General features: G+C 40.8%; 18 protein-coding genes. 6 read left to right on the forward strand and 12 right to left on the reverse strand.

Annotation, left to right across the window (positions count from 1 at the left end; translation table 11 throughout):
• Positions 1 to 319 precede the first annotated feature (319 nt).
• The 4 genes from OQ267_RS11100 to OQ267_RS11115 form a co-directional block, all read right to left on the reverse strand.
• Positions 320 to 4,195 (reverse strand): DUF3883 domain-containing protein, encoded by a 3,876-nt coding sequence (locus OQ267_RS11100; RefSeq protein WP_265835957.1) that lies wholly within the window; start codon positions 4,193 to 4,195, stop codon positions 320 to 322.
• Positions 4,196 to 4,415: 220 nt separating this feature from the next.
• The gene (locus tag OQ267_RS11105; RefSeq protein ID WP_265835958.1) at positions 4,416 to 4,844 is read right to left on the reverse strand and encodes a hypothetical protein; all 429 of its coding nucleotides are present in this window, start codon (positions 4,842 to 4,844) and stop codon (positions 4,416 to 4,418) included.
• Complete coding sequence (locus OQ267_RS11110; protein ID WP_265835959.1) at positions 4,816 to 5,964, reverse strand: nucleotidyltransferase; 1,149 nt, start codon at positions 5,962 to 5,964, stop codon at positions 4,816 to 4,818. The genes OQ267_RS11105 and OQ267_RS11110 overlap by 29 nt, the downstream gene beginning before the upstream one ends.
• Entirely contained in the window at positions 5,958 to 6,770 is an 813-nt protein-coding gene (locus tag OQ267_RS11115; RefSeq protein WP_265835960.1) for a hypothetical protein, read from the reverse strand. The genes OQ267_RS11110 and OQ267_RS11115 overlap by 7 nt, the downstream gene beginning before the upstream one ends.
• Positions 6,771 to 6,910: 140 nt before the next feature.
• Between OQ267_RS11115 and OQ267_RS11120 the strand changes: the two genes are divergently transcribed.
• From OQ267_RS11120 to OQ267_RS11130, 3 genes are read left to right on the forward strand one after another with little or no spacing between them, the layout of a single operon-like run.
• Positions 6,911 to 7,501, forward strand: coding sequence for a hypothetical protein (locus OQ267_RS11120; RefSeq protein WP_265835961.1), 591 nt, complete (start codon positions 6,911 to 6,913; stop codon positions 7,499 to 7,501).
• Positions 7,502 to 7,912, forward strand: a complete 411-nt coding sequence (locus tag OQ267_RS11125; protein ID WP_265835962.1) for a hypothetical protein — start codon at positions 7,502 to 7,504, stop codon at positions 7,910 to 7,912. It abuts the gene before it with no gap.
• The gene (locus OQ267_RS11130; protein ID WP_265835963.1) at positions 7,905 to 8,672 is read left to right on the forward strand and encodes an ImmA/IrrE family metallo-endopeptidase; all 768 of its coding nucleotides are present in this window, start codon (positions 7,905 to 7,907) and stop codon (positions 8,670 to 8,672) included. Before OQ267_RS11125 ends, OQ267_RS11130 begins: the two co-directional genes overlap by 8 nt.
• Before the next feature lie 428 nt (positions 8,673 to 9,100).
• Here OQ267_RS11130 and OQ267_RS11135 read toward each other — a convergent pair whose 3' ends face one another.
• Complete coding sequence (locus OQ267_RS11135; RefSeq protein ID WP_265835964.1) at positions 9,101 to 9,802, reverse strand: hypothetical protein; 702 nt, start codon at positions 9,800 to 9,802, stop codon at positions 9,101 to 9,103.
• A gap of 25 nt (positions 9,803 to 9,827) precedes the next feature.
• Between OQ267_RS11135 and OQ267_RS11140 the strand changes: the two genes are divergently transcribed.
• Positions 9,828 to 9,998: a hypothetical protein gene (locus OQ267_RS11140; RefSeq protein ID WP_265835965.1), complete on the forward strand. Its 171-nt coding sequence runs from the start codon at positions 9,828 to 9,830 to the stop codon at positions 9,996 to 9,998.
• 500 nt (positions 9,999 to 10,498) lie between these two features.
• Here the strand turns inward: OQ267_RS11140 and OQ267_RS11145 are convergent, their stop codons facing one another.
• Positions 10,499 to 10,678: a histone H1 gene (locus OQ267_RS11145; RefSeq protein WP_265835966.1), complete on the reverse strand. Its 180-nt coding sequence runs from the start codon at positions 10,676 to 10,678 to the stop codon at positions 10,499 to 10,501.
• A 160-nt stretch (positions 10,679 to 10,838) separates the two neighbouring features.
• Here OQ267_RS11145 and OQ267_RS11150 point away from each other — a divergent pair, with 160 nt between their 5' ends.
• The gene (locus OQ267_RS11150) at positions 10,839 to 11,144 is read left to right on the forward strand and encodes a hypothetical protein (protein WP_265835967.1); all 306 of its coding nucleotides are present in this window, start codon (positions 10,839 to 10,841) and stop codon (positions 11,142 to 11,144) included.
• 80 nt (positions 11,145 to 11,224) lie between these two features.
• A complete protein-coding gene (locus OQ267_RS11155; RefSeq protein ID WP_265835968.1) occupies positions 11,225 to 11,581 on the forward strand; it encodes a hypothetical protein in 357 nt (118 codons plus the stop codon).
• A gap of 86 nt (positions 11,582 to 11,667) precedes the next feature.
• Here the strand turns inward: OQ267_RS11155 and OQ267_RS11160 are convergent, their stop codons facing one another.
• From OQ267_RS11160 to OQ267_RS11185, 6 genes are all read right to left on the reverse strand, one after another.
• Positions 11,668 to 12,159: a hypothetical protein gene (locus OQ267_RS11160; protein ID WP_265835969.1), complete on the reverse strand. Its 492-nt coding sequence runs from the start codon at positions 12,157 to 12,159 to the stop codon at positions 11,668 to 11,670.
• 73 nt (positions 12,160 to 12,232) lie between these two features.
• Complete coding sequence (locus tag OQ267_RS11165) at positions 12,233 to 15,178, reverse strand: DNA polymerase III subunit alpha (RefSeq protein ID WP_265835970.1); 2,946 nt, start codon at positions 15,176 to 15,178, stop codon at positions 12,233 to 12,235.
• 5 nt (positions 15,179 to 15,183) lie between these two features.
• Complete coding sequence (dinB, locus tag OQ267_RS11170) at positions 15,184 to 16,341, reverse strand: DNA polymerase IV (RefSeq protein WP_265835971.1); 1,158 nt, start codon at positions 16,339 to 16,341, stop codon at positions 15,184 to 15,186.
• Positions 16,342 to 16,760: 419 nt separating this feature from the next.
• Entirely contained in the window at positions 16,761 to 20,693 is a 3,933-nt protein-coding gene (locus OQ267_RS11175; RefSeq protein WP_265835972.1) for a cobaltochelatase subunit CobN, read from the reverse strand.
• Positions 20,680 to 21,045, reverse strand: coding sequence for a DUF2149 domain-containing protein (locus tag OQ267_RS11180; protein WP_265835973.1), 366 nt, complete (start codon positions 21,043 to 21,045; stop codon positions 20,680 to 20,682). Before OQ267_RS11180 ends, OQ267_RS11175 begins: the two co-directional genes overlap by 14 nt.
• Positions 21,042 to 21,620: a MotA/TolQ/ExbB proton channel family protein gene (locus tag OQ267_RS11185; RefSeq protein ID WP_265835974.1), complete on the reverse strand. Its 579-nt coding sequence runs from the start codon at positions 21,618 to 21,620 to the stop codon at positions 21,042 to 21,044. The genes OQ267_RS11180 and OQ267_RS11185 overlap by 4 nt, the downstream gene beginning before the upstream one ends.
• Position 21,621 lies beyond the last annotated feature (1 nt).

Below are 21,621 nucleotides of genomic sequence, written 5' to 3' on the forward strand. Positions count from 1 at the left end.
CGATCAATTTGCAATCATAAATAAAGTTTGACATATCGCCGCTTACCTCTACCAGGAACAAGGCGAACCATTATGCCCGCGCAATACGCGGCCATTAAATGAATTAAATAGTTCTTTGAATAAAAGGTCATTATCAAGCTGTGTTTTTAAGCCGCCGTAGTAAATTGTTTCAATCGATCCTAAAGTAGCAAGTAAAGCTGTGGCATTAATAAGTCTCAGGTAATACAAAAATATAACCACAATAAATGCGATGCCAAATATTATACTAACCCTATATCGTCCTGTTCTTTTCATATAAGATATATTTCCATTATGTTGCTTAGATCATCAACTGTATCGGTGAGGGCAAAACGGTACCACCTTCAATTGAGACTCGAAGGTTATCTGTTCGTTCAAACCTGAAGTCTTCAGTTCCCGCGCCAAAAATCCGAAATAGGGTATAATTCGGACCTTGTTCAAAGAGGGTCTTCCATTCATTAGGCGACATATAAACAATTTCCTTAGTAAAAGAGGATGTACCCTTCACTTCAACCAACCGTTTAACCCCATTTTCTGTAACCTCGAAATCATAAGGCATATAGCTTTCCGCGTCCTTATTCAGCCAGTTGATCTCGGTGAAGGTGCCGGCGTTTTCTTTAAAATACTCATAGATAAAATTCTCCGACCATTTTCCAACGTCGACCATGACTTTCTTAGAGGTCAGTTGTGTGTACTCTTTTGTTGAAGCTGCTACAGGACTCGAATAAACTTTTATCTCAGGCTCAATGTTGCTGAAATCTATATCTTCAACTTTGACCTTTTCTTCGAAAGTCTCTTCAAATTCAATATCGATGTTTGCAAAGGGGTCATCACCCGGTGCATCTGGTAATTCATCAACGTACTCCTCAAAGATTTCCGGCTGGATCTCTGTGTCTGTGAACTCGCTTACCATATACCCCTTTTGCTGCAGCCATTCAAATATGTCCTGCTCAGTGCTTTGCATTATTACTTGAAACTCACGCTCCATATCCTTAAAATTAAGCAAGGCACATATAGTGTTGCTTAGGGTATAGAGCGTTATTGCGGAATTCCACCTGCCCTTAAAATAAAGTTTTGAAGTCTCAACCCATGAATCAATTGGAGAATCGAAAATGACTTCGCCTACTCCTGTTTCATACACCAGGCTAAGCCCTTCCGCTGAAAAGAACCGTGTGACGCTGATCGTGCGGCGAAGCCGGGAGAGCACATCGGCAAAAGATTCGTTTGAATTGTGTGAATAAATAAGGGCTAAGAATTTCGAACGTTCAAGAATCGCTTTGGGCAGGCCCAGTTCATCCTGAACACCTTGCGATACAAATTTCAATTTTTCAGAGGTTATCATCTCGATATGTAAAAGATCGCATAAGGCTTCTACTTCGTCGAAGGTGATTTTAGCGGGTGTCTTTATAAATCGTTCGGACGTTGGAGGAACTTCTGCGCCGATAACACTAAAAATGTAAAGATCGGTAACGGCATGAAAAGTATTATTTGTCGTCAATAGCAGGGCTGTTTTACGCCACTGCGCAATGGTCGCTTTTAAGGTTGCAGACCGCTCGGATGATAGACTGATGAGCTGTTCGTAAATGGCGAAAATCTGTTTCCGGCTATCGGGTGATATTGCCTGTCCTGAAAGGTATTTCAACAATTCAAGGCATTCGGGGATAGATATGCTTCTTTTAAATCCAAAGAAATCCGCCTGCTCCTTAGTAATTGACGCAGGCAAATCGGCAACCGGATAGAAGGTACCGACAATATTTTTTAAAGCGGGAGAAAATATCTCGGTTGTCTTATAGCAATGTCCGTCAGTACAAGGAATTGATTCAAAATTACGGATGTAATATTGCACAAAACTGGGAACCTTCTCGTTTCCTCCTTTGTAATAATACAATGTTCTGGAACACTTTGCCATGAACTCGTCCCAACCGGTTAGCATCTTGGACCAGAAGAATTTGGAAAAGTCAGGTAACGCGAGATGCTGCCTGAAATCTATTGCCGTAAAATTTTGTACCGAGTGCTGACCGGAATGGCTCCAAGGGTGATAGATCTTCGGATAGTACAAATTGTTCTCAAGCCAATCAAAATAAGCTTTGGATTCAGGTTGAATCTTTTCAAAAGCGCTTCGCTCAAACTTTTCCTCTTTAATTTCTATCGTTATAGATTCCCTAACCCCAATCTTTTTAAAGAATATTTTCCATTCCGAAACCGCTTCGACGGTTTCGGAATAGGTATCCACGAGGAAGTCAGCATTGGGTATTACAGCAGATAAACTTTTCTCTGGGCTGTAAAAATCAGATAAATACGCCTGTCCCGGCAGCCGAAGGCCATTAACGGTAAGTACTTTCAATGCTCTCAATGCTTCGTAATCAGCCTCGGAAAGTACTTTAGACGCAGATACTCTGAAAATAAATCTGGTAACACGAAGTGCATTATCGTCAATGATTTTGCCGCTTTTTATAAACGGAACAATTGCTTTGCGAAAAATTTCAAGGTCGGTAGGTTCTTTCACGCCAAGTTGGTGCAGCCATTTCATGACGTTCGGACTTGCTGAAAAATGAGCCAAGATATCGGGATGAACGAAACTGAGGTTTTCAAATTCGGTATCAGTGTCTTTCTCCTCCAAAGGAAAGAAAATTTCCTTGGGCGTTTTGATGTTTCCTGAATTATCAAGAATAAATGCGGCATCAGCCAATGTTGGTAACCAACTTTGGTTATGCCCGTTAAGGGTCCTGCTGTAAAAAAATACAACTAGATTTATCCCCTGAAAAGAATCGTTGATGATGCCAGTAGTAATGAGCTGCAATACATTTTCAAAAGCAAATTGCCTAGTACCGAGACCCGATGTGTTGGCTTGGTTCCTAACGGCAATGTCTATTACACCATGGTATACATCAAGCTTGAAGAAATCCCTGATAAGCTTGGGATCGAAATATTCGCTAAACCTGGTTTGATCAATTATGCCTTTGGCAATAGAGACAAAAAAATCGCTTTTCTGTTCTGGGATGAAGTCAACTGCTCCGGCTGCTATTTCCAGGCTTTCGTTATAGGCTTTTTGAATGCTGGTAAGGCTGTATAAAGGAAACTTGCCTTTTAGCAAGGACAGAACATCATGGCTAAAGTCGGTGTCCTGAAGTTCGAGAAACCAATCTATTTGTCGTAATGCGATTTCTGAAAGCAGAAATTCATTCCACGCATTGGACATCAGATCTGTCCGCTCGGCATTGGTCAGGAAATCACCATTGATCAGGAAGGGGAAACCCATTTCAGCCTTGGTCGGAAGGTAAGAGTAAACCACCGCACTTTTTAAAGGCAAAAATTGCCCGTCTTTAACACTTGCGGCAAAGGTGATTTTTGTTGTAGTGGCTTCCTTTAATTTTTTAGGGCATTCGGTGTCGGATAAAACATTGAGCTTGGCAGTTAACTCCTCGCTGATATCAAGGTCAAATGTTTTTAAGATCCATGAACTTATAAGACTAGAGTTATTATAGAGGTCGATAATACCGTCTGCTTCCAAACCTTTTGATAGCTGCGTTACAACATCTTGGTGATCGTAAAAAGTTATTGTTCCAACGCGTCTTAAGAACAACAATATTTGCGCGTCTTTAAGTACTTTTTCTATTTCAGTGCGTATTGTATCCCTGTTATCAACTGCAATAATTGTATTTACGCGAATTGGGTCGCAATAAGGTGCTGCTTCAACAACTGGGTTGTCTGTCCAAATGGGAATTACCTGCCAAGGATAATCCTCAGAACCGCCATAACCTTCGTATCCTTTATCAAAACGAAACGAGTATTCGCCTGATATGATGTGCGCATAATCCGACGAGCCGAAAACGGATTTGAATCCGATGCCTTTATATCCCGTTTTTTCAATGCTTTTATCTTTTTCACTTGCCTTATTTCCAATCCCCGAAATGCCGCGCACATCGCTCTCGGTAAAGTGCGCCCCGCTATGGGAAAACACGAGGTAGTTTTCCAACAATTGAAACGATACATCTATTTGCTCGCCACTGCTAGTGGAAGCGTCGTCTGCATTTTGAAGCAATTCAAATACAAACCTGTTTATGTGCCCGAATACGGTTTTCGATAAGGTATTGATCAGTCGCGCCAAATCGCGCGAATTGCTGTCATTTTTGGCTTTTTCCTCAAATATTTGGTTAACTAGATCTTTAGCGTTCATGTGGGGGGAAGGTCTGTCCTCAGCCACTTTAATTATAATCCAGCTTCGGAGCTGATGAAGATAATAAAAAAAATAAGCACTTCTTTATTCCATTAACTCAATTGCGGAATATATGACTGTAGACGGAAAAGATGCATCAAAATATTCAGGCGGTTTTTAACTGCGCTAGTAACGTTCGTTACTTGTAATGCCATGAGATTTATGTTAAAAATGTTAAACTTTAATTAGGATGTTCCCCTCCACCTAGCCAGTCTCCGGTCAAGTGCCATACCTCATAATGATATAGCCACAATGCTGTCCAAGGCAGGATCGTTTCGCTAAGGAAATCACTGAACTTAAACTCTCCATAAATTGGACGAAATAAGCACAGCCTTTCCTGGGAGTAAAGGTGTTCAGGCATTTCTCCTTTAAAATTGCACTCAATTTTCGGGCTAAGTAGTATTATATCAGGATTGTTCTTTAGCTTATAAGTTATTTGCACTTCATAGGCTCGACTTCTTGCCGTGGGGCGTAGCTGACCAGTCGCAGTTAAAATTCCACCATTCAAAGTCACTGTAAACCCAGGCCATCTACTTTGGACGGCCTGGGCCTGCTGTTTTAGAGATTTGGCAATCAATAGTTTATTTCCGAAAAACTTTCTTTTCACCATAAAATGTATTGGTCTTAATCGCGGTACTTGCAACTGTACCAGCTTTGACAAAATTTCCAGTCTCCCTGTTTACACCTAAATCCCTACGATTGCGGTAACTCTCCAAAAGTTCAGTTTGAGCTCGTTGTGCATTGATGAAGTTATCCTCTCCGAAAAGCCCTTTTAAGATTCGCCCCTCATTTAATACACCATTTTCACGTTTCAGTTCCTGCCACTCATTGTATAGATGTACAGCAAATGCCTTGAACGCTTCATAGTATGCAGGCTCTGAGTCCCACTTATCGGTAAAGTCTTCCTGGGCATTCACTGGATTTAATATCTTAATTCTATGCGGCAGTCTTGAAACATTACTTTGAATCTGATTGATGATACCCTCAACAGTATCAAAAATACTCTCTTGACCAGTGTAGTAAATTCCCGCAATTGTGGTTAGTATGATGCTTGAAGTCTTATAGGTATCATCGTCCTGAAAGTATATATCTCTGTACCTTTTTATGAGTTGAACCGCACGCTGCAAGGGCTTTTTAAACCTAAAATTATCGGCGGGGAGGTTTTCGGCACGTATAGCTTTTTCCAGCAAACTCACCTTTACAGTGTTCGCTCTATCAATAAACCATTTAGCGTAACCTCTCGGATTACTACTTACCCAAGTGCCGAGTTCTCTATCAGGTACGCATAGACGGTCTTCATCCCATTCATATTCTTGAATGCCCGGTAATATATCCATGTGGAAATCGCCAGAGTAATTTAACCTTAAACACCTCTTCTTTGGCTCAAGCATCCCTTTATAGGTTTCGTGCTCCATTAATCTCCGTTTAAGTTCCTGATAAATCTTTTGTGGTGTATGTGCGGCATGATTTGTTTTGAGATGAAGCGCGATGTCCAGATCAAACTCATCACTTCCAATTGGCTTCACTGTAGTTAAAATTCTAACTGAGCCATGTGGATATACTTCGTAGTTGAAAGGCTTAAAAAACTTCTCGTCTTTTTCTATCCAGTTTTTAACTGCTTCATAGTGCTGCTTCATTCGGTCATATCGTGCATCACCAAGTTGAAGACCTTCGGCCATTCTATCCAGAATGTCATCTATCTGTGCTTTTTTATCGTTTAAATTTAGCATTTAGGTAAAATTTTAAATGTGTGAGGAAGTATGCTAAAACCATTATTTGTTGAGCCTTTTCTAATTTCGTCCGGGCTTACAAAGACAATTTCATCATGTTTATTAATCAGATTGGCAATTGCTGCCTTTTGGCCATCAGTTTCGGGCCTTAGCTCATAAATTTCTGCATACCTAAATTCATCAATTGGGAATACTGGCGATGGTATAATGCCTTCTGTATGCTTACCAATAAAAACATACTTAACATGTTTAAATTCCGATGCGGGTAACAATCCGGGTTCTATTAACTCTTCATAGAATTCTCTCCACGGGTCCATCTCCCTGTTTTTTCGGCTCTCAAACCATTTGATGAATGGTATAAGGTGTTTTCTCTTTTTCAAGCGGATACGTAAATCCTGGTCGGTATCCTCGTCCCGAGGCACATAGTCGCATGGCTCAACACCAAGTTTATCGAACAGTTCTCTGTTTTCCTCTTTGAAATATTTAAATGCCCCTCCAACTGGTTGATATCCTATCTTGTCCTTTTTATGCCGCTTTATGAGAACGTACTTGCCATTAATTTCAATTCTGAAAAGATATGCTACCGTTACCCTAACTGGCTTTGAGGCTTTAAAGATTTTCGTCTTAAAGAGATTCCAGTGTTTCCTGTTTTCGACCAAGTACACTACAAAATCAATCACTCCTCCAAGCATAAAACCTAAAGCAATTTTTGAAATTGTAGAGCGTACATCGCCTGGCTGTAGGAAGAGGCAGGCTATAAAACCAGCGACTCCAATGAAAAAACTTATTGTACCTTTTAAATTCATATTTACTCTCTTATTTTTTATAATTAACTTACCATGTTTTTAGAAGCCAGTTTATTAGCAGCTCTCTGTATTTGATATAACCGGAAATTTTAAAAACTCCCCCAATGGGGTAAAAATTAAATTAACCGGTTATAACCTTTATGATACTCGGACCTTATTACAGTAATAATTACAAAAGATTCTCATCAGTCACTCAAGCTGAATGGAAAGTAGTGCTTTATAAATGCAAGAAACATATCCGTATAAGATTAAAGCAAAAGACTTCGACCGGAGCGCATGCGGCATCTACAGTCGGTAGTGATCCTGTTGAATTTTATTTAGGTATGGCTTATACTAAATTACTGGAAGGTGCTTGGGAGTGGAAACAGCAATATAGTTTATTGGAGCAGATGATAAGGGCGATAGACAGTGCGGTCACCAAGCAGGTTGAAAAATATACTACAAAAAAAGCGGAGGCGTTAAGAATAACATACCGTGATGATATTACAGATGAATTCTACGTCATCGAAGATGACCACTTTGAACCAGATGAAGAGCAAAAATTCAAAGAACAGGCTGAAGCTTTGCAAGATGCAGCACGGGGTGATACAGAACTTGAGATTATTTACGAGGCAGTCTGTGAGGGCATGAAAAGGGCAGACATAGCGGAGTTGTTAGGTAAGTCACCTAAGCAATTCGACAAACTAAAAGAAAAACTAATTAACAAAGTGAGAAAATCACAGCAATCCTAAATGATGTCAACAAACTCAAAGCAAATACTGAATAACCTCTACGGATTGATGTTGGAAATCAACTATCATCGTGAGGATCAAGAGATTCTTTTGGAGCTGGAGCAAAAACCTGACCTTCAAATAAACAATCATTTGGTAAAAATCAGGCAGCTTACTGCTAAATTAAAAGCAGAAGCTACGAAAGCAAGATACGCTGATGCGCTTGATCAGCTAAAAAAGCTAAAGGAGCAGGGTATTGAGGAATTTAAAAAAATGTTCAGTATTAATGAACAAGCTAACCTGATTCCCATGTTCAACAAATTTACAGAGTTATCTAAAAAAGATGAAGAAGCAATACTTGAAGATCAGGAAATGTTGCAGTTTATGTCAATTTTGAAAGAACGCACTGACGAAACTACATCTGATGATTAGTCCCCCTCTAACAGCACAAAAACTATTAAATGATCTGGGATGGCTTCAACCCGGGGACTTAAGTTTGGAAGAAATAGCTTTTTCATTGGATGGTATAATAAAGTACAGCCCTTTAACCGGTTCCAGCGGCCGGATTCTGATGAATAAAGAGAGCGCGATTATTACGGTTAATTCTAATATTTCCTACGAAGCGAAACGAAATTGGGTTACAGCACATGAGATCGGTCATCTATGTCTCCATAAAGGATTGACCCCATTATTTTCAGATACCGAGAAAACGCTTTCCGATTGGTATAAGAATGGCTCCCAAGAACAGCAGGCTAATGATTTTGCTGCTGAACTACTGATGCCTTCATCGCTGTTCAAGCAAAAGGCAGGAGGTCATCGATTAAGTATCAGCCTTATTCAAGACCTTGCACAATACTTTAATGTTTCGTTGACAGCTACATTTTTACGATACAGATCACTTGGTGACTTCCCCGTTATGATTGTTTTTATTGAGGATGGATTGGTGAAATGGAAACAGCATACACCAGGATTTCCATTTGAATATTTGCCTTATGGAAGCAAGGTGCCCGTATATTCTGTAGCGGGAGATCTTTTTTATCACGGCACTTCAGCTGATACGCCTGAAAAGGTGGATGCAATAGAATGGTTTCCCGAGGATTTTCAGATCAAGTTCAAGTCACAATGGAAGCTTTGGGAGCAGTGTTACAGAGTTTCAGAGAATGGCATTCTTTCTTGCTTATGGACATTTTAATACACACTGACAGTTATCGTGGTTTATCTGAAATAATCTTGGGTGCCATTTTATTTCTTAATAATAAACCGTAACAAATACGTAACAGAGCAAAATTTTGAGGTTTTAAAAATAGTTCGTAAATTGCTTCTGTAAGTCAGAAAAGCGCATTTTGCCTCATAATAGGGCGGTTAGGCTAGAAGACTCATAATCCTTGATTCTATTTTGGTTAGAGAAGATCGTTCTCCACTCTGTTGTGCTAACTTCCTGTGCACTTTTGAATTTATCTTTTTTTTATTTAGTTGGCTGAAGGTCATGTTAAAATTGTTTCACGCTTATCTATGAACGGAGTCCAAAACAAACAGTTTCTACTTACCTGAGCATTTAGATATTCAGAGGCTTAAATATAAAGCATAAAAGACATCATAAAAGTGAGAGGATAACCAACATCAACTAGGAAACATTAGCTTTCCAGGCTCACACATCATGTCAAAATTTGTAAGATCCTCGAAGCCACAAATTTTATCAAGGCGAATAAACGCACTTATGTGTGATAGGTTGTCAAAGTATTCACCCTTATTGAAGTTTGGAACTGCCAATTGTTCATCGCTATTGAGACACTCTTTGGTCTTCTTATCGCATTCATTTGTAAGTTCCTTCAAAAACCCACGCCACCATGGATAATAAAAATAATTCAACTCTGTAATATTTTTACTGTTTTTGGAGTATAGACTAAGCATCGTATAAAAGGATATCATGTCATTTACTGCCCTAAGATGTTGCCTTTCAATGCAGATTCCAGCATTATTTACTGTTTTTTCGCTTACCATTGCAATTACCAGCATTTTACGAAATCGGTCCCTTGATGATTCATCTGCTTCGTACCATTTTTGTTTCATCTGCCATGCATTAGACCGTGCTTTCGACATCTGCTCACTTCTGAATTCCTTGAAGAGATCTATTGTTACTTGCTGGAGCTGTCCATTGTCTTTATCCTCTTGGTATTTATGCTGTATTTTATTGAATTTGTAAACGATATAGCCACTAATAAGCAACGAAAGGACACCAACAATTGGGCTAAGAGTGCCTCCGATAAAAGCTGAAAAGAGATCCCATTCCTCTTTCTTTTTAGAAAAACTCCAACTTCCCATGTTAAAGACATAAACTAAAATGGGAATGATTATGCTGATTGCACTTAAAACGATGAACAGCGTAAGGGTGGTATCCTGGTTTGATTTTGTGTCTACAATAGGTGTGGGCATGATGAGAAGGTTAATTGCTCCTAAAATACTATTTACCAATGCGGTAACCAAAAGAAATAATAAAATTTTAGATCAAATTATTTAAAATTCCTACCTCGATGAATAGTATCTTTTGCGACCTCCTCGCGTACATGTACCCTTTAATTTTGAGATGGATAAGGCGCTGTTTTTCCATCACCCCAGGCAAAGGTCAATATAGGAAATTCATCTACCTAATGCTGTACCAGCTCGCCGAGCATTCTCGTAAAATCAAAATACTTTCTAATGATTACGTGCATCGCTTTCCCTCGGGCTGCAAACGCCCTTCTACCATTAGAAGTCTCGAATGCAGGATTACCTTCCGGTAAGTTTCAAACAGATTTCAAATACCACCAGATTAACTTTCTTATTTCCTTTTGTATCCTGCTCCTACCTATCTATAGGTTATTGCGCAAGACTAAAGTAAAAAATACATTGAGCAATAATCTAACATCAAATCACTGACATTTTTCTAACTGATAAGCCATAAATTCTGAATAAATGGAATTCAACAAAAAAGCCGCTGAACAAAATCAGCGGCTCTATCCCCAAAACAGTAATAATGAATTATTTATCGCTGTTTTTTTTCTCTGTAACCTCAGCTCTGATTTCCTGAGCCAAAACTTTCAAATCCTGCATTGCTTTACGAACACGAGTTCCCGCAGCTGCATTACCACCATCATGAAATTTCGCTACATCCGCTTCAACTGAAGCAATTACTTCCTGTACCTTTTTGAATTTATCCATTATTTTTTCTTTAGTTGGCTGGTGAGCCATATTGAAATTGTTTCGCGCTAAACATAAGCGGAGGCCAAAACTAATAATTTTTCCAGAAAACAGGACTTTTCCAATCAAGCTTTGCGTACTCCCTATTTGCTCAATCTGCTAACTATTCTTAAATTCACCTATGAAAGTTTTCGAATCAAGCGACTACGTAAAGGCCAGGACCAAACTACTTGCAGAATATTTTTCAAGCCGTGGATGGGTTTTATCAACAGGCAGCAATAATACAGTCCTGATTTACATCTCTTCAAAAACCCCATTTACCTATACCCAGGATCAACTGGCTACGATCATTGCTGAGACGGATTTCCATATTGAGCCAACCGGACTAAAAATGACTGACATCACCTATCGCTTTTATCACCAAGGAACTTTAGTAGAAGAAATCTCGTTCATGCCGGGAAGTGAATTTGACCGCTTCGCAGATTAGCCTAATCGAGACGTATGTTTACTGATTTTAAAACCTGAACCTACTGAAATGAAAAAGCTAATAATTCTAATTTGCATAACATGCTTTTTTCTGCCTGTAAAAAAGATAACTCGAAAATTGAATCGCTTTCTGGTAGATGGGAATTAATATCCACTACCGAAGGACTCACTGGTAAGACAACAACATTCGCACCAGGACAGGGGAACATATTGGAGTTTAATGGCGATACATTTACCGAGATCAGAAGCAATAAGGTAATCCGTGAAGGGAAATATTCTACCACACGTAAAGAATCCATAATTACCAAACAAAAAGAAGATTTCCTAATATTGGAAAACTCTGGCATGAATGCTTTTTTTACGATAACTGATGATAAATTATCCCTGAATATGGACGCGTATGATAGTGGAGGTCACACTTATAGACGAATTAAATAATAATTAAACAGATTAGCGGAACGCTAAGATAGATGGTGGTTTACATCACACCTACTGATACATTTAATAGCTCAAAGTACAATTCTTTAAGAAACCCTCGCAAAGAATTCATCAGTGAATTCACTATTGTAAACTTTGAAATTTATCGGCCATGGATCTTCAACAAGTTCTTTGATGAAGGAACAAAACATTTTCTGAAATCTTTCAAAGCTTATATCGGGAAGTGTTACGATTATGTACTCGCTATCTGTTATCATGATGACTTCAGCAACATATTCCCTCCAATGTGATTTTATTTTTGATGGCAGCAGATTAAAATGCTGCGCATCTATAAATTTACCGATATCGTAAACCTGCGCATCGTCTATTGTTTCACCAATAACCTTTACCCACTTGCTTTTATCCTTTCGTACTGATGCCCAAAGTCTCCCGTCAAAGACTACGTTCCAGGCTTCTCCTTCTGCAAAGCGGATCAGCTGGTAAGCCTGCATATTTTCTCCTTCGCCAAAAAAATAATCCAGCACAACCATTTTACCGGATTCTGTCTGCGTCATATATTCGTTAGCGTTTTGTTCCATGATTTTTCAATATATAAATATTTTATACCAAAGGCAATTCCTTTACAGCCTCTTCTCCTACAAAGTTTAAAAATCAGTCCATCACCGGGTTCGACAGAATTTCCAGCTTGGCAAATTTTTTAACTTCGATGCTAGGGAAACCAAAATCCTCAACCACTACGCCAGCAATCAGATAACAGCCGTGACCCCTGAATGGATAAGTGGGCGTTGAATTGGGAAAGTGAGTCGTATCGAAGAAATTTCCGTCCGCATCCAGAAAAGTCCCGAACCACATTTTTTTGTTGTTTTTGGTGTGTACGGTTTTTTCACATACATAAAGTCCCACCATTTTGACCATCTTGCCGATATGTTGCCTTAGGTTTGAAACCCTAACCTGTCCTCTGTAGACTGTTTTTAAAAGATCGAACATGGACATGGAAAGTGGAAAGCCGAGCAGTTCGAGTTCATGGTAGGCATTTTCAAGATCTGTATTTATAAGCACAGGCATGGCGTAATTTTTCTTTTCTATCTGAAAAAGTTCGGCATTATTGGAAGGTTTGGATTTCTGGCCCATCATCAGGTGCACTTCCCAAAGCAGTTCTTTTTTGCTTTTCCCTGTAAACCGCAGCGCTCCCACTCTTATTAGAATAACGATTTGTTCAATTCCAATACCCGTTCTTTTGATCAAATCCTCGGCAGAAAGATAAGCTCCGTTTGAAAGCCTTTCTTCAGGGATGAGATCCATAAACCTGTTTTCAAGTCCGTGAACGCCTACAAAACCCAGGTAGGCATCCTTATCAACAATGGAAACGGTCGCAAGACTATTGTTTACACAGGGCAGATGCACATTCGCGTCGGCTTTTTTAAGCTCATGTACATAAAGCCACCTGGAATAAAATCCACCATAATTATTGAGTACGGCCACCATAAATTCTCTTGGGAAATATGTTTTTAGAAAAAGGCTCTGATAACTCTCAACTGCAAAGCTTGCTGAATGTGCTTTAGAGAAACTGTAGCCGGCAAAACTGGATACCTGTCTCCAAACCTCGGCAATTGTTTCCTCGGGCCGGCCAAGTTTTCGCGCCTCTTCAAAAAACCTTTCGACAAGCCTGTCAAATTCTTTTTTTGATCTGTATTTTCCACTCATGCCCCTACGTAGGATGTCCGCATCCGTTCCGTCCATTCCCGCAAAATGGATACAGACTTTGATTACGTCTTCCTGATAGACCATCACGCCATAGGTTTCGCCTAACATTTCTTCCATGACGGGGTGCAGATAGACCACTTTGGAAGGATCATGATGGTAGCGGATATAGGCGGGCATCATTCCTGAGCTTGCTACGCCGGGCCTTATTATGGAGCTTGCCGCGACCAGAACGAGGTAAGAATCACAGTTCAATTTGGTGAGCAGCTGCCGCATGGCAGGCGATTCGATATAAAAACAGCCTATGGTATCCCCTATTTTGAGCTTGTTGTTCAAAAGCGGATCTTTCATAAATTTTCTTACCTGGTGCACATCGACCTTTTTGCCAAGGTTTTCTTCGACAAGACGAACGGCTTCCTTTATGTGTCCGATACCCCGCTGGGAAAGGATATCATATTTATCAAATCCGATTTTTTCAGCTTCATACATATCCCATTGAACGGTGGGCATACCTTTTGGTGGCAGGTCAAGTGCCGTATAATAAGTAATGGGTTCTTCAGATATTAATACGCCGCCGGCATGAATGCTCCGCTGGTTTGGCATATTCTGCATCATCTGATAAATGGCCGTTATTTTTTTAAAGGTTGGATTATCCCGGTTTAAACTCGCCCTAGTGGGATCAGTAAACCCATCGATTTCTGCCTTTGGTAAACCCATCACTTTTCCGATTTCGCGGATCACTGATCTATCCTTAAAGGTCGACATGGTCCCCAGTAGCGCAGTATGCGCCGCACCGTACCTTTTAAAAATGTAGTCCTGCACGTCTTCACGTTCGTCCCAGCTAAAATCCAGATCAAAATCGGGCGGTGAAGTCCGCTGGGCATTCAAGAACCGCTCAAAATACAAATCAAGTTCGATTGGGTCGACATCTGTTATGCGCAGGCAATAGGCCACAGTGCTGTTTGCACCAGAACCCCTGCCTACGTGGTAATAACCGCGGGAAGATGCATAGCGGATAATGTCCCAGGTAATTAGAAAATAGGCGCAGAAGTCAAGCTCAAAAATTACCTTAAGTTCATGTTTTACTTTTTTTAGCGCTTCTTTGTTCGACTTACCATATCTGTATTCTACCCCACCGATTGCAAGTTTTTCAAGGAGTTCGCGATCATCTTTCTTGCTTCCCGTAAAGGTCTTACGGTTCAGGTTTACCCTTCCGCTGTTGTATTCATCCATTGAACAGCTATCCAGGAGTGCACGGGTATTATCGAGGATAAAGGCATACTTTGAAAATCTGGATTCCAGTTCTCCTGGTGGCAGAAATGAATCTGTTCTTGCGCATTTATCTTCCTTTGTAACCATCGTCAGCACCAAATTGAGATCTACCCCCCTGAGGTATTCATGGAGCCGGTATTCCAGTTTATCACAAACAAAAACGGGCTGAAGGACCACAAGTTTATTTCGAAGCAGGTTCATATCTGCATTAAAAAGAAAATGCAGTTCATCAGCACGTATACCGATATATTCGTTTTTCCTCAGCTTCCCGCGGTAGCCGTATGGGTAGATTGCATAAGCATTGGCAAATTCGTCAGCCTGGTCTGGTAATTCAAGGGAATTGAGGTTGTGGTGGGTCAAAAATTCATTGAGCTCCCGCATGCCCTCCTTATTTTTGGCTATGCCGATATAAAGCAGTTTTTTATCTCTCCTATATTCAATGCCGCAAATCCCTTTCATTCCCTTTTCACGGGATTCACGGATAAATTCCATGGCTCCAGTAGAGTTGTTGATATCGGTTAGCACCATCTGGGTTACCCCATGCGCCATCGCCTCATCTATTAGACGGGGAACGGGCATGGTGCCGTAACGAAGGCTGTACTGGGAATGGGCATTCAGGTACATTGCGCTTAGAGGTTAATGTTCATTGTAGATGCTATTGCAATGGACTTACTTCCAAAACGGTGGCGAATTTTATCAAGCGCCTGATAAAGGGAATATTGTTCTTCGCTCTGGGAATAAAGATCGATCTGCTCAAAGCCCGTTACCAGATTAGACAAGCGTACGCCAACCAAACGGATGAGCTTTCTTTTCTGGAAAAGCTGGCGAAAAAGATCCTTGGCTTTGGCAATAAGCACTGAATCAAGCGCGGTGTATGGAATCGAGGCTTGCCTGGTTACGTCTTCAAAATCAGAATAACGGATAGTTAGGGTAATGCAGGCGCAGAGTTTTTTCTGTTCGCGAAGCTGGAAAGCGATATCCATGACCATCGCGGTCAGCAGGTTGCCGATCATGACGATATCAATTGAATCGGATTTGAAGGTACTCTGTGTTCCAATGCTTTTGGCTTCAGAATAAGGAATTACAGGCGAAAAGTCAATTCCTTTTGATTTTTGTAAAAGCGAGAGACCATTTTTCCCGAGCAGCGCGGTCATGTGATCTATTGGTACCTGGGAAAGGGTCTCGATTTTTTTGATGCCCATATCACTGAGCTTGATAAAGGTCTTCTCACCGAGCCCGGGAATCTTACGAATGGAAAGCGGATTTAAAAAAGGCACCACACCGGGGTATTCGATATTGAGTTCGCCGTTTGGTTTACACTCATTGGTAGCCATTTTGGAAACAGTCTTGTTTACCGAAAGCCCGAAAGATATCGGCAGCCCGGTTTCCTTTATAACTGTTGCACGAAGTTCGTGCGCATATTTCATGCAACCGTGAAAACGGTCCATACCGGTCATATCGATGTAGTGCTCATCAATACTGGCTTTTTCGATTAAGGGAACACGTTCTTTTAGGATGTCGGTTATTTCATGCGAGGCTTTAGAATATTCGTCCATGTTTCCGCGGAGAAAAATCGCATGGGGACAAAGCTGTTTAGCCATACGGGCGGGCATCGCGGAATGCACGCCAAATTTCCTGGCTTCATAAGAACAGGATGCCACAACGCCGCGTTCAGAACTTCCTCCGATGATCACAGGCTTTCCTATTAGTTCAGGATTTTTCCTGACCTCGACCGAAACAAAAAAAGCGTCCTGGTCCATATGGATAATGTGCTTGTCCTTTAGCATAAAAAGTCAATTAAATCATTCAAAATTACTAATTATATTAGCAATTAAAACCCCTTAAAAGTTTTAAACAAATTTAATAACTAAAAATGTTAGTAAACACAATCCCTAAAAAGAACTCTATAATATACTACAGGTTCTTTTTTTGCTGATCTAATGAATTATCCGGTGTTGGTAACTTGTTATTTGAGACAATTGACACATCTAATATTACCTGAGGAATTGGACTTGGATAAAACTTTTAAGAATACTGGCCTTTCAATCATGATTATTAAGCGCGGGAAATTAGTTAACAAGTGCAATAATTAACCTCAACCCAAAACTCAAAATTCATCCATTTAAATATAGCGGACTGTAAATTAAATCTCCGGGGGCAATCCTGCCTTGCCGGAGATAATCACTAACTAAAACTAATTAACTAACTAATTTTTTGAACCGCGGAACCAGCCCGCGACGAATAATATCGCGCAAGCGAGAATAAGTAACATAATGACTGGCTTGCCTGTTCTTTCATTCGCAGGTTTAACTTCAGTTTTCTCCTCAACAATCTGTTGTCCTGAAACCTGATTTTGTATTTTGCCTGTACCACTTTTAGCGCCAACACTCGAGCTTTTTAACTGTGCGAGGGTTTTAGCGTAACCCTCAGATAATGATTTTCCGCCAGGTACGCGGTTTACGATTTTCCCTATAAAACCAGCCAATCTGGGCGAATTACATACCACGGTATTACAGGCCGCGCCGTTTTTAACCACGGAGCCGGCAACCGATTTCGCCAGTGTTTGGAGCTGCTTTTCGCTGGCTTTCCAATAGCCTTTCTCACTGGCTTCAAGCATTGTAGATAGCATGGCCTGCGCTGCATAGGGATTTTTTTCCTCCATATACGCTTTAACCCCAACCTGATGTTTATCGTTCACATAAGTATCGTAAAGCTCGTTCCAATCATTATCTGTTACCAGATCGGGAGTCGTAACATCCCAAAGCATCATATTTTCTGTAAAAGACTGCATATACCTTGCCCCGTCGTATCCATGTTTCATCATACTTTTCATCCACTTCGGATTTAAATATCTACTTCTTAATTCAGTATGAAAAAACTCATTTATTGGTGTTACCTCTGCGCCTGATGTATCTTGTAAATCGTTGATAAATAGATCAGGCTGTTTTCCTGAAGTATTTTTGACGGCGAGGTTATAGGCACCAAAATAAGCTGCAACCATCGGATGATCCAAAACACCATAAACGCTCGAAGACCGGCTAAAAGCTGCAGCATCCACATCTCTTATATTAAGTTCAAAAAGCGCGCTTTGAAAAGAAGCATCTACATTTTCTCCGTATGCATGAGACATTCTTTTAAGGTAAAGGTTAGAAAGGGTGGTATCGCTTTTCCAGCTTTCGCCCGTCTCTGCCGCAAATTCCAGGTTAGTGGAATATGCACCCTGGTTGCTTGAAAAAACCCGGTAAGTGGCCTTTTCCATAGAATCTAACCCAAGTTTTTTCTGATAAGCTAAAGTGTTGTTCCTAACTTCATTTGTATTTTCTTTTTGTTTAGCCGCTAATTTTACTGCCCGGTCTAACATTTTCATATTGCCGGAAAAGTGATCCCGGTATGTGCCTGAAGTTGTAATTAAAACATCGATCCTCGGTCTTCCCAATTCTTCAGGCTTGATCAGCGCTACATCCATTACATTGCCCTTATCGTTCCAAACCGGTGTAATGCCCATTAAATACATAATTTCGGCTTCGTTTACACCTTGATTATTGGTTACCTCAGCACTCCATAACACAAAAGCTACCTTTTTAGGGATTTTGCCTTTACCATGCTTTTTTTCAAACTGAATCAATAATTGATCAGCCATGCGCTTCCCGACCGACCAGGCCTCTTTGGTCGGAATCGATTTGGTGTTAATTGAATATGGATTTTTTCCCGAAGGAAGTGATTCCGGATTTCGAATCGGATCATCCCCCGGACCGGTAGAAATATATCTCCCGTTTAACGCTTTTATAAGTTGATCGCTCTCTTGACCGGCGCTGAGCAGATTATGCTGGTAGAGCTTAATCAGTTGTAACTGATTGAAAATATTCGTATCGGGTTTACGGAAGTATTTTGCGACTACTTTATCCATATTTGCACCGTTAGCAACCTGCTCAATAATTTGTTTCGCTAACATTTCCCGGTCCTTTGCCTTACCGGGCAAGGTTTTAGTAAAATCCGTTCCCATCATTTCTTCAAGCATTTCTTTTTGTGTCTGCCCGGTTGGCCCAACTCCGAAGATATGCCCGCCACTTGCCATTCTTGCTTTTGATAGCTTATTAATGTACAAAATGCATCGGTTCAAAAACCCATCAGAATGAGCATCTGTTTTCCGGTCCATGCCCATATCAGTTTTGAGCCCAAGTTTTTCGATCAGCGCCACGGCTTTATTCTTAATTTTATTCTTTAAAACCGGATTAGTGGCAACATTCCAATCTGATAAAGTATTGTCTAATTGTTTTAAAGAATCGGTCAGCCCTGCCCTTGTAATTTCGGTCATATATCCGATGGTAAGCGCGCTTGCCCTGCGTTTATTGCCTACCCCACCGTTTGCAATTAGGGGAACTAAACTGACGTGCGGAATATTTCCAATTAACTTTCCGTTCCAGTCCTCGCTTGACGGACCTTCTAACTTACCTGGCATGAGCGATAACTGGGTAAAAAGGCTCACAAATGCATCGGGCTTTTCTACGCGTTTCATCCACTCGTAAAAAGCTAAATAAGCATGGCTTGGCGGAATTTCATTTTTCCCGTAAATCAGTTTTTCATTGTCCTGCAAACCCCAGTTTGGATGAGGGGCCAGGGTGATGTTCCCAAATTTTATGACCGGAATGATAAACGAACGATGATGATTGCCTTCAGTAATCGTCATCATATTGCCTAAACCATTACCCCAGGCTTTCTTTATCTCTCTTTGTTTTCCTATAGGATAGCTTGCGAGCCACTTCTGGTATTGATCATCCGTAATCCGGATAAAATCGCCGTTCGACATTCGCTTTTTAAGCTCCTGAGGCGCCCAGCTTCCAACATTTGAGGCATGCAGAGCCATTTGTTTGGTAAGTTCTCCTGCACTGGGCAAAGGCTTATTCCCTACATTATACCCTTCCTTTTTTAACCGGTTAAGGATGTGAACAAGGCTTTGTTGTACATCCAGGTAGGCGTCAATATCGCCACCAACATTTGCTTTCCCACTACCCTCGCTATAATAGGTGAGTATGATTTTCTTTTCTGCGTTGCGCTTTCTGCGAAGATTTGCCCAGGCAATAGCCCGCTCTACGCGCCAATCTATCTGATGTTGGATGGCGACAATTTTACGGTCACCATTTTCTTTTTTTTCTTCAGCCCCAACAATCATCGGTTCAAAAACCCCGTCTCGTTCGGTAAAATAAAACCGGTCGGTCATTTCTGGTGAAAACCCTCCTTTGTCTTTTTCCCATTGCCGGGGGTTTTTAAGATAATGCGTAGCGCTTCCAAGTAAGGGAACGTCCAGCCTGGCCGCAGAAGCTCTGCCTTTTTCGGGATGCGCAAAGTTGAGGTACATCCCACCATACAATACCACATCAACCACAGGTTTGCCATGGTCCATGAAAAAGGAATCGAGTTTAAAGCCACTTTTTTGCATCAATGGAACCGCTTTTGCACCATGCGCTTCAATACTTTTAATCAGCGCATCTATATGCGCTAAATCCTTCCGGATGTAGTTGGTTTGATAAAAAACAATTCCAATTGCAGGTTTTGATGAATCTGAGGTGTTTCCAAGATGTTTGTTGTACCAGTTAAAATATTGGACAGAGGATTTAAACAAGGTCTTACTCTGTGGATGATAAAAGCCGTTAGCGGGATAAATAATTGGTGTCTGAACGGCTACATCCAGTTTAAAGACCTTACTTGCGAGGTAAGAAAGCAGGCCCTTATAATTTTCGGCATTTCCATTTAGCCAGTATTTTGATATTTCCGGATACTTGCTTTCTTCGATATTTCCTTTAGCCAAAGGCGTATTCAAGAAGAGCACCTTTGTTTTGCTCTTTATGGAATCTATCTGCGGCTTTAAAAGCGTTATTCTGGTGCCAAGGCTTTCGAAAATAACCAAATCATGTTTGCTCAGCTCGTTAACAGAAAACAATGGCAGATCTCCAGAACCGCTGAGTCCGTAAACATCGGTTTTCATTTTACTTCCCAGGCCTTTTGCAGCCTGTTGAAAAGCATATGGATCTAATTCCAGATGCGGACTAACTATAGCCAAACTTGGCCTACCAGAAAATTTGCAGTTGGCAAACGTTATTGCTGCCAGCAACAATAGGGCAATGAATTTAATTCGTTTCATTTGCTTTATTTTTTTTTTCATCCGGCACATAAATTACCTGTCCGTTTTCAAGTTGATAAGCCGTGCCCAATCTTAAACCAGCTCCGGACATATTTTTGGAGCTTACTTTTTTCTTAATAATCCGGTTGTCCTTCTTTTCGATCATCTCGATTTCGCCCTTTGCATTTTTCCTCGTCAAAGTCCATTCACTATCCTTACTCAACATATCCTGCGAGGAAAGCAGGGAAAACATAGCCGCAATTACTGCTACAATGAAGGCTATACTTACATCAAAAAGCTGTGCTACACCAGAGATCGGGTCGTCTTCAGCTTCGCTTTCCGCGAAGTGGTTAACTGATTTTAAAAACCTCATAAAAGATGTAAATGTGTCGTTTCTACTTTCTGTTCTAACCTGGAAATCAATTTCTCTTCCGCCAGTTTGGAGATGAAATACAAATCTTTCCTTTGCCATCTGATGCGGATATGCATGATGCTATAGGCAATTCCGCCAATTACAAGGCCCAAAACCGTTGTAGAAAAAGCGGTAATCATTTGCGAGGAAAGGCTTGACAGATTACCTTGCGATAAACCGCTTAGCGCTTTCGCCATTGGCGTTAAAGTACCAATCAGACCAAGTGTCGGGCCGATTTTCACGGCATACCTTGCCCATTGGATCTGTTTTAAGCTTTGTCTTTGCGCTTGCTCCAAAACATGCTGCAGTTCTATTTCAAGCACCTGCTCATCTGTACTGCTGAGGCGATTTATTTTTTGCCTAAATGCCTGTACAAACCATTCTTTGTTGCGTATTCTCCGGAGTGATTCGCTTGCAAAAAGGCCCAGGGAGAAAATCTGCGAGGCGAACAGGAGAAACAAGCCGACGAGTACCGGATAGATAAAGAAATTGGAGAGCAGGTAAAGGAGTGATTCGAGGGTTTTCAGGATATCCATG

Source organism: Pedobacter sp. MR22-3, assembly GCF_026240075.1.
Classification (GTDB): domain Bacteria; phylum Bacteroidota; class Bacteroidia; order Sphingobacteriales; family Sphingobacteriaceae; genus Pedobacter.

Bases quoted from the DNA above. Each gene is read 5' to 3' on its own strand.
- OQ267_RS11100 (WP_265835957.1), bottom strand. From the start codon at position 4,195: ATGAACGCTAAAGATCTAGTTAACCAAATATTTGAGGAAAAAGCCAAA.
- OQ267_RS11105 (WP_265835958.1), bottom strand. From the start codon at position 4,844: ATGGTGAAAAGAAAGTTTTTCGGAAATAAACTATTGATTGCCAAATCT.
- OQ267_RS11110 (WP_265835959.1), bottom strand. From the start codon at position 5,964: ATGCTAAATTTAAACGATAAAAAAGCACAGATAGATGACATTCTGGAT.
- OQ267_RS11115 (WP_265835960.1), bottom strand. From the start codon at position 6,770: ATGAATTTAAAAGGTACAATAAGTTTTTTCATTGGAGTCGCTGGTTTT.
- OQ267_RS11120 (WP_265835961.1), top strand. From the start codon at position 6,911: ATGATACTCGGACCTTATTACAGTAATAATTACAAAAGATTCTCATCA.
- OQ267_RS11125 (WP_265835962.1), top strand. From the start codon at position 7,502: ATGATGTCAACAAACTCAAAGCAAATACTGAATAACCTCTACGGATTG.
- OQ267_RS11130 (WP_265835963.1), top strand. From the start codon at position 7,905: ATGATTAGTCCCCCTCTAACAGCACAAAAACTATTAAATGATCTGGGA.
- OQ267_RS11135 (WP_265835964.1), bottom strand. From the start codon at position 9,802: ATGGGAAGTTGGAGTTTTTCTAAAAAGAAAGAGGAATGGGATCTCTTT.
- OQ267_RS11140 (WP_265835965.1), top strand. From the start codon at position 9,828: ATGATTATGCTGATTGCACTTAAAACGATGAACAGCGTAAGGGTGGTA.
- OQ267_RS11145 (WP_265835966.1), bottom strand. From the start codon at position 10,678: ATGGATAAATTCAAAAAGGTACAGGAAGTAATTGCTTCAGTTGAAGCG.
- OQ267_RS11150 (WP_265835967.1), top strand. From the start codon at position 10,839: ATGAAAGTTTTCGAATCAAGCGACTACGTAAAGGCCAGGACCAAACTA.
- OQ267_RS11155 (WP_265835968.1), top strand. From the start codon at position 11,225: ATGCTTTTTTCTGCCTGTAAAAAAGATAACTCGAAAATTGAATCGCTT.
- OQ267_RS11160 (WP_265835969.1), bottom strand. From the start codon at position 12,159: ATGGAACAAAACGCTAACGAATATATGACGCAGACAGAATCCGGTAAA.
- OQ267_RS11165 (WP_265835970.1), bottom strand. From the start codon at position 15,178: ATGTACCTGAATGCCCATTCCCAGTACAGCCTTCGTTACGGCACCATG.
- dinB (WP_265835971.1), bottom strand. From the start codon at position 16,341: ATGCTAAAGGACAAGCACATTATCCATATGGACCAGGACGCTTTTTTT.
- OQ267_RS11175 (WP_265835972.1), bottom strand. From the start codon at position 20,693: ATGAAACGAATTAAATTCATTGCCCTATTGTTGCTGGCAGCAATAACG.
- OQ267_RS11180 (WP_265835973.1), bottom strand. From the start codon at position 21,045: ATGAGGTTTTTAAAATCAGTTAACCACTTCGCGGAAAGCGAAGCTGAA.
- OQ267_RS11185 (WP_265835974.1), bottom strand. From the start codon at position 21,620: ATGGATATCCTGAAAACCCTCGAATCACTCCTTTACCTGCTCTCCAAT.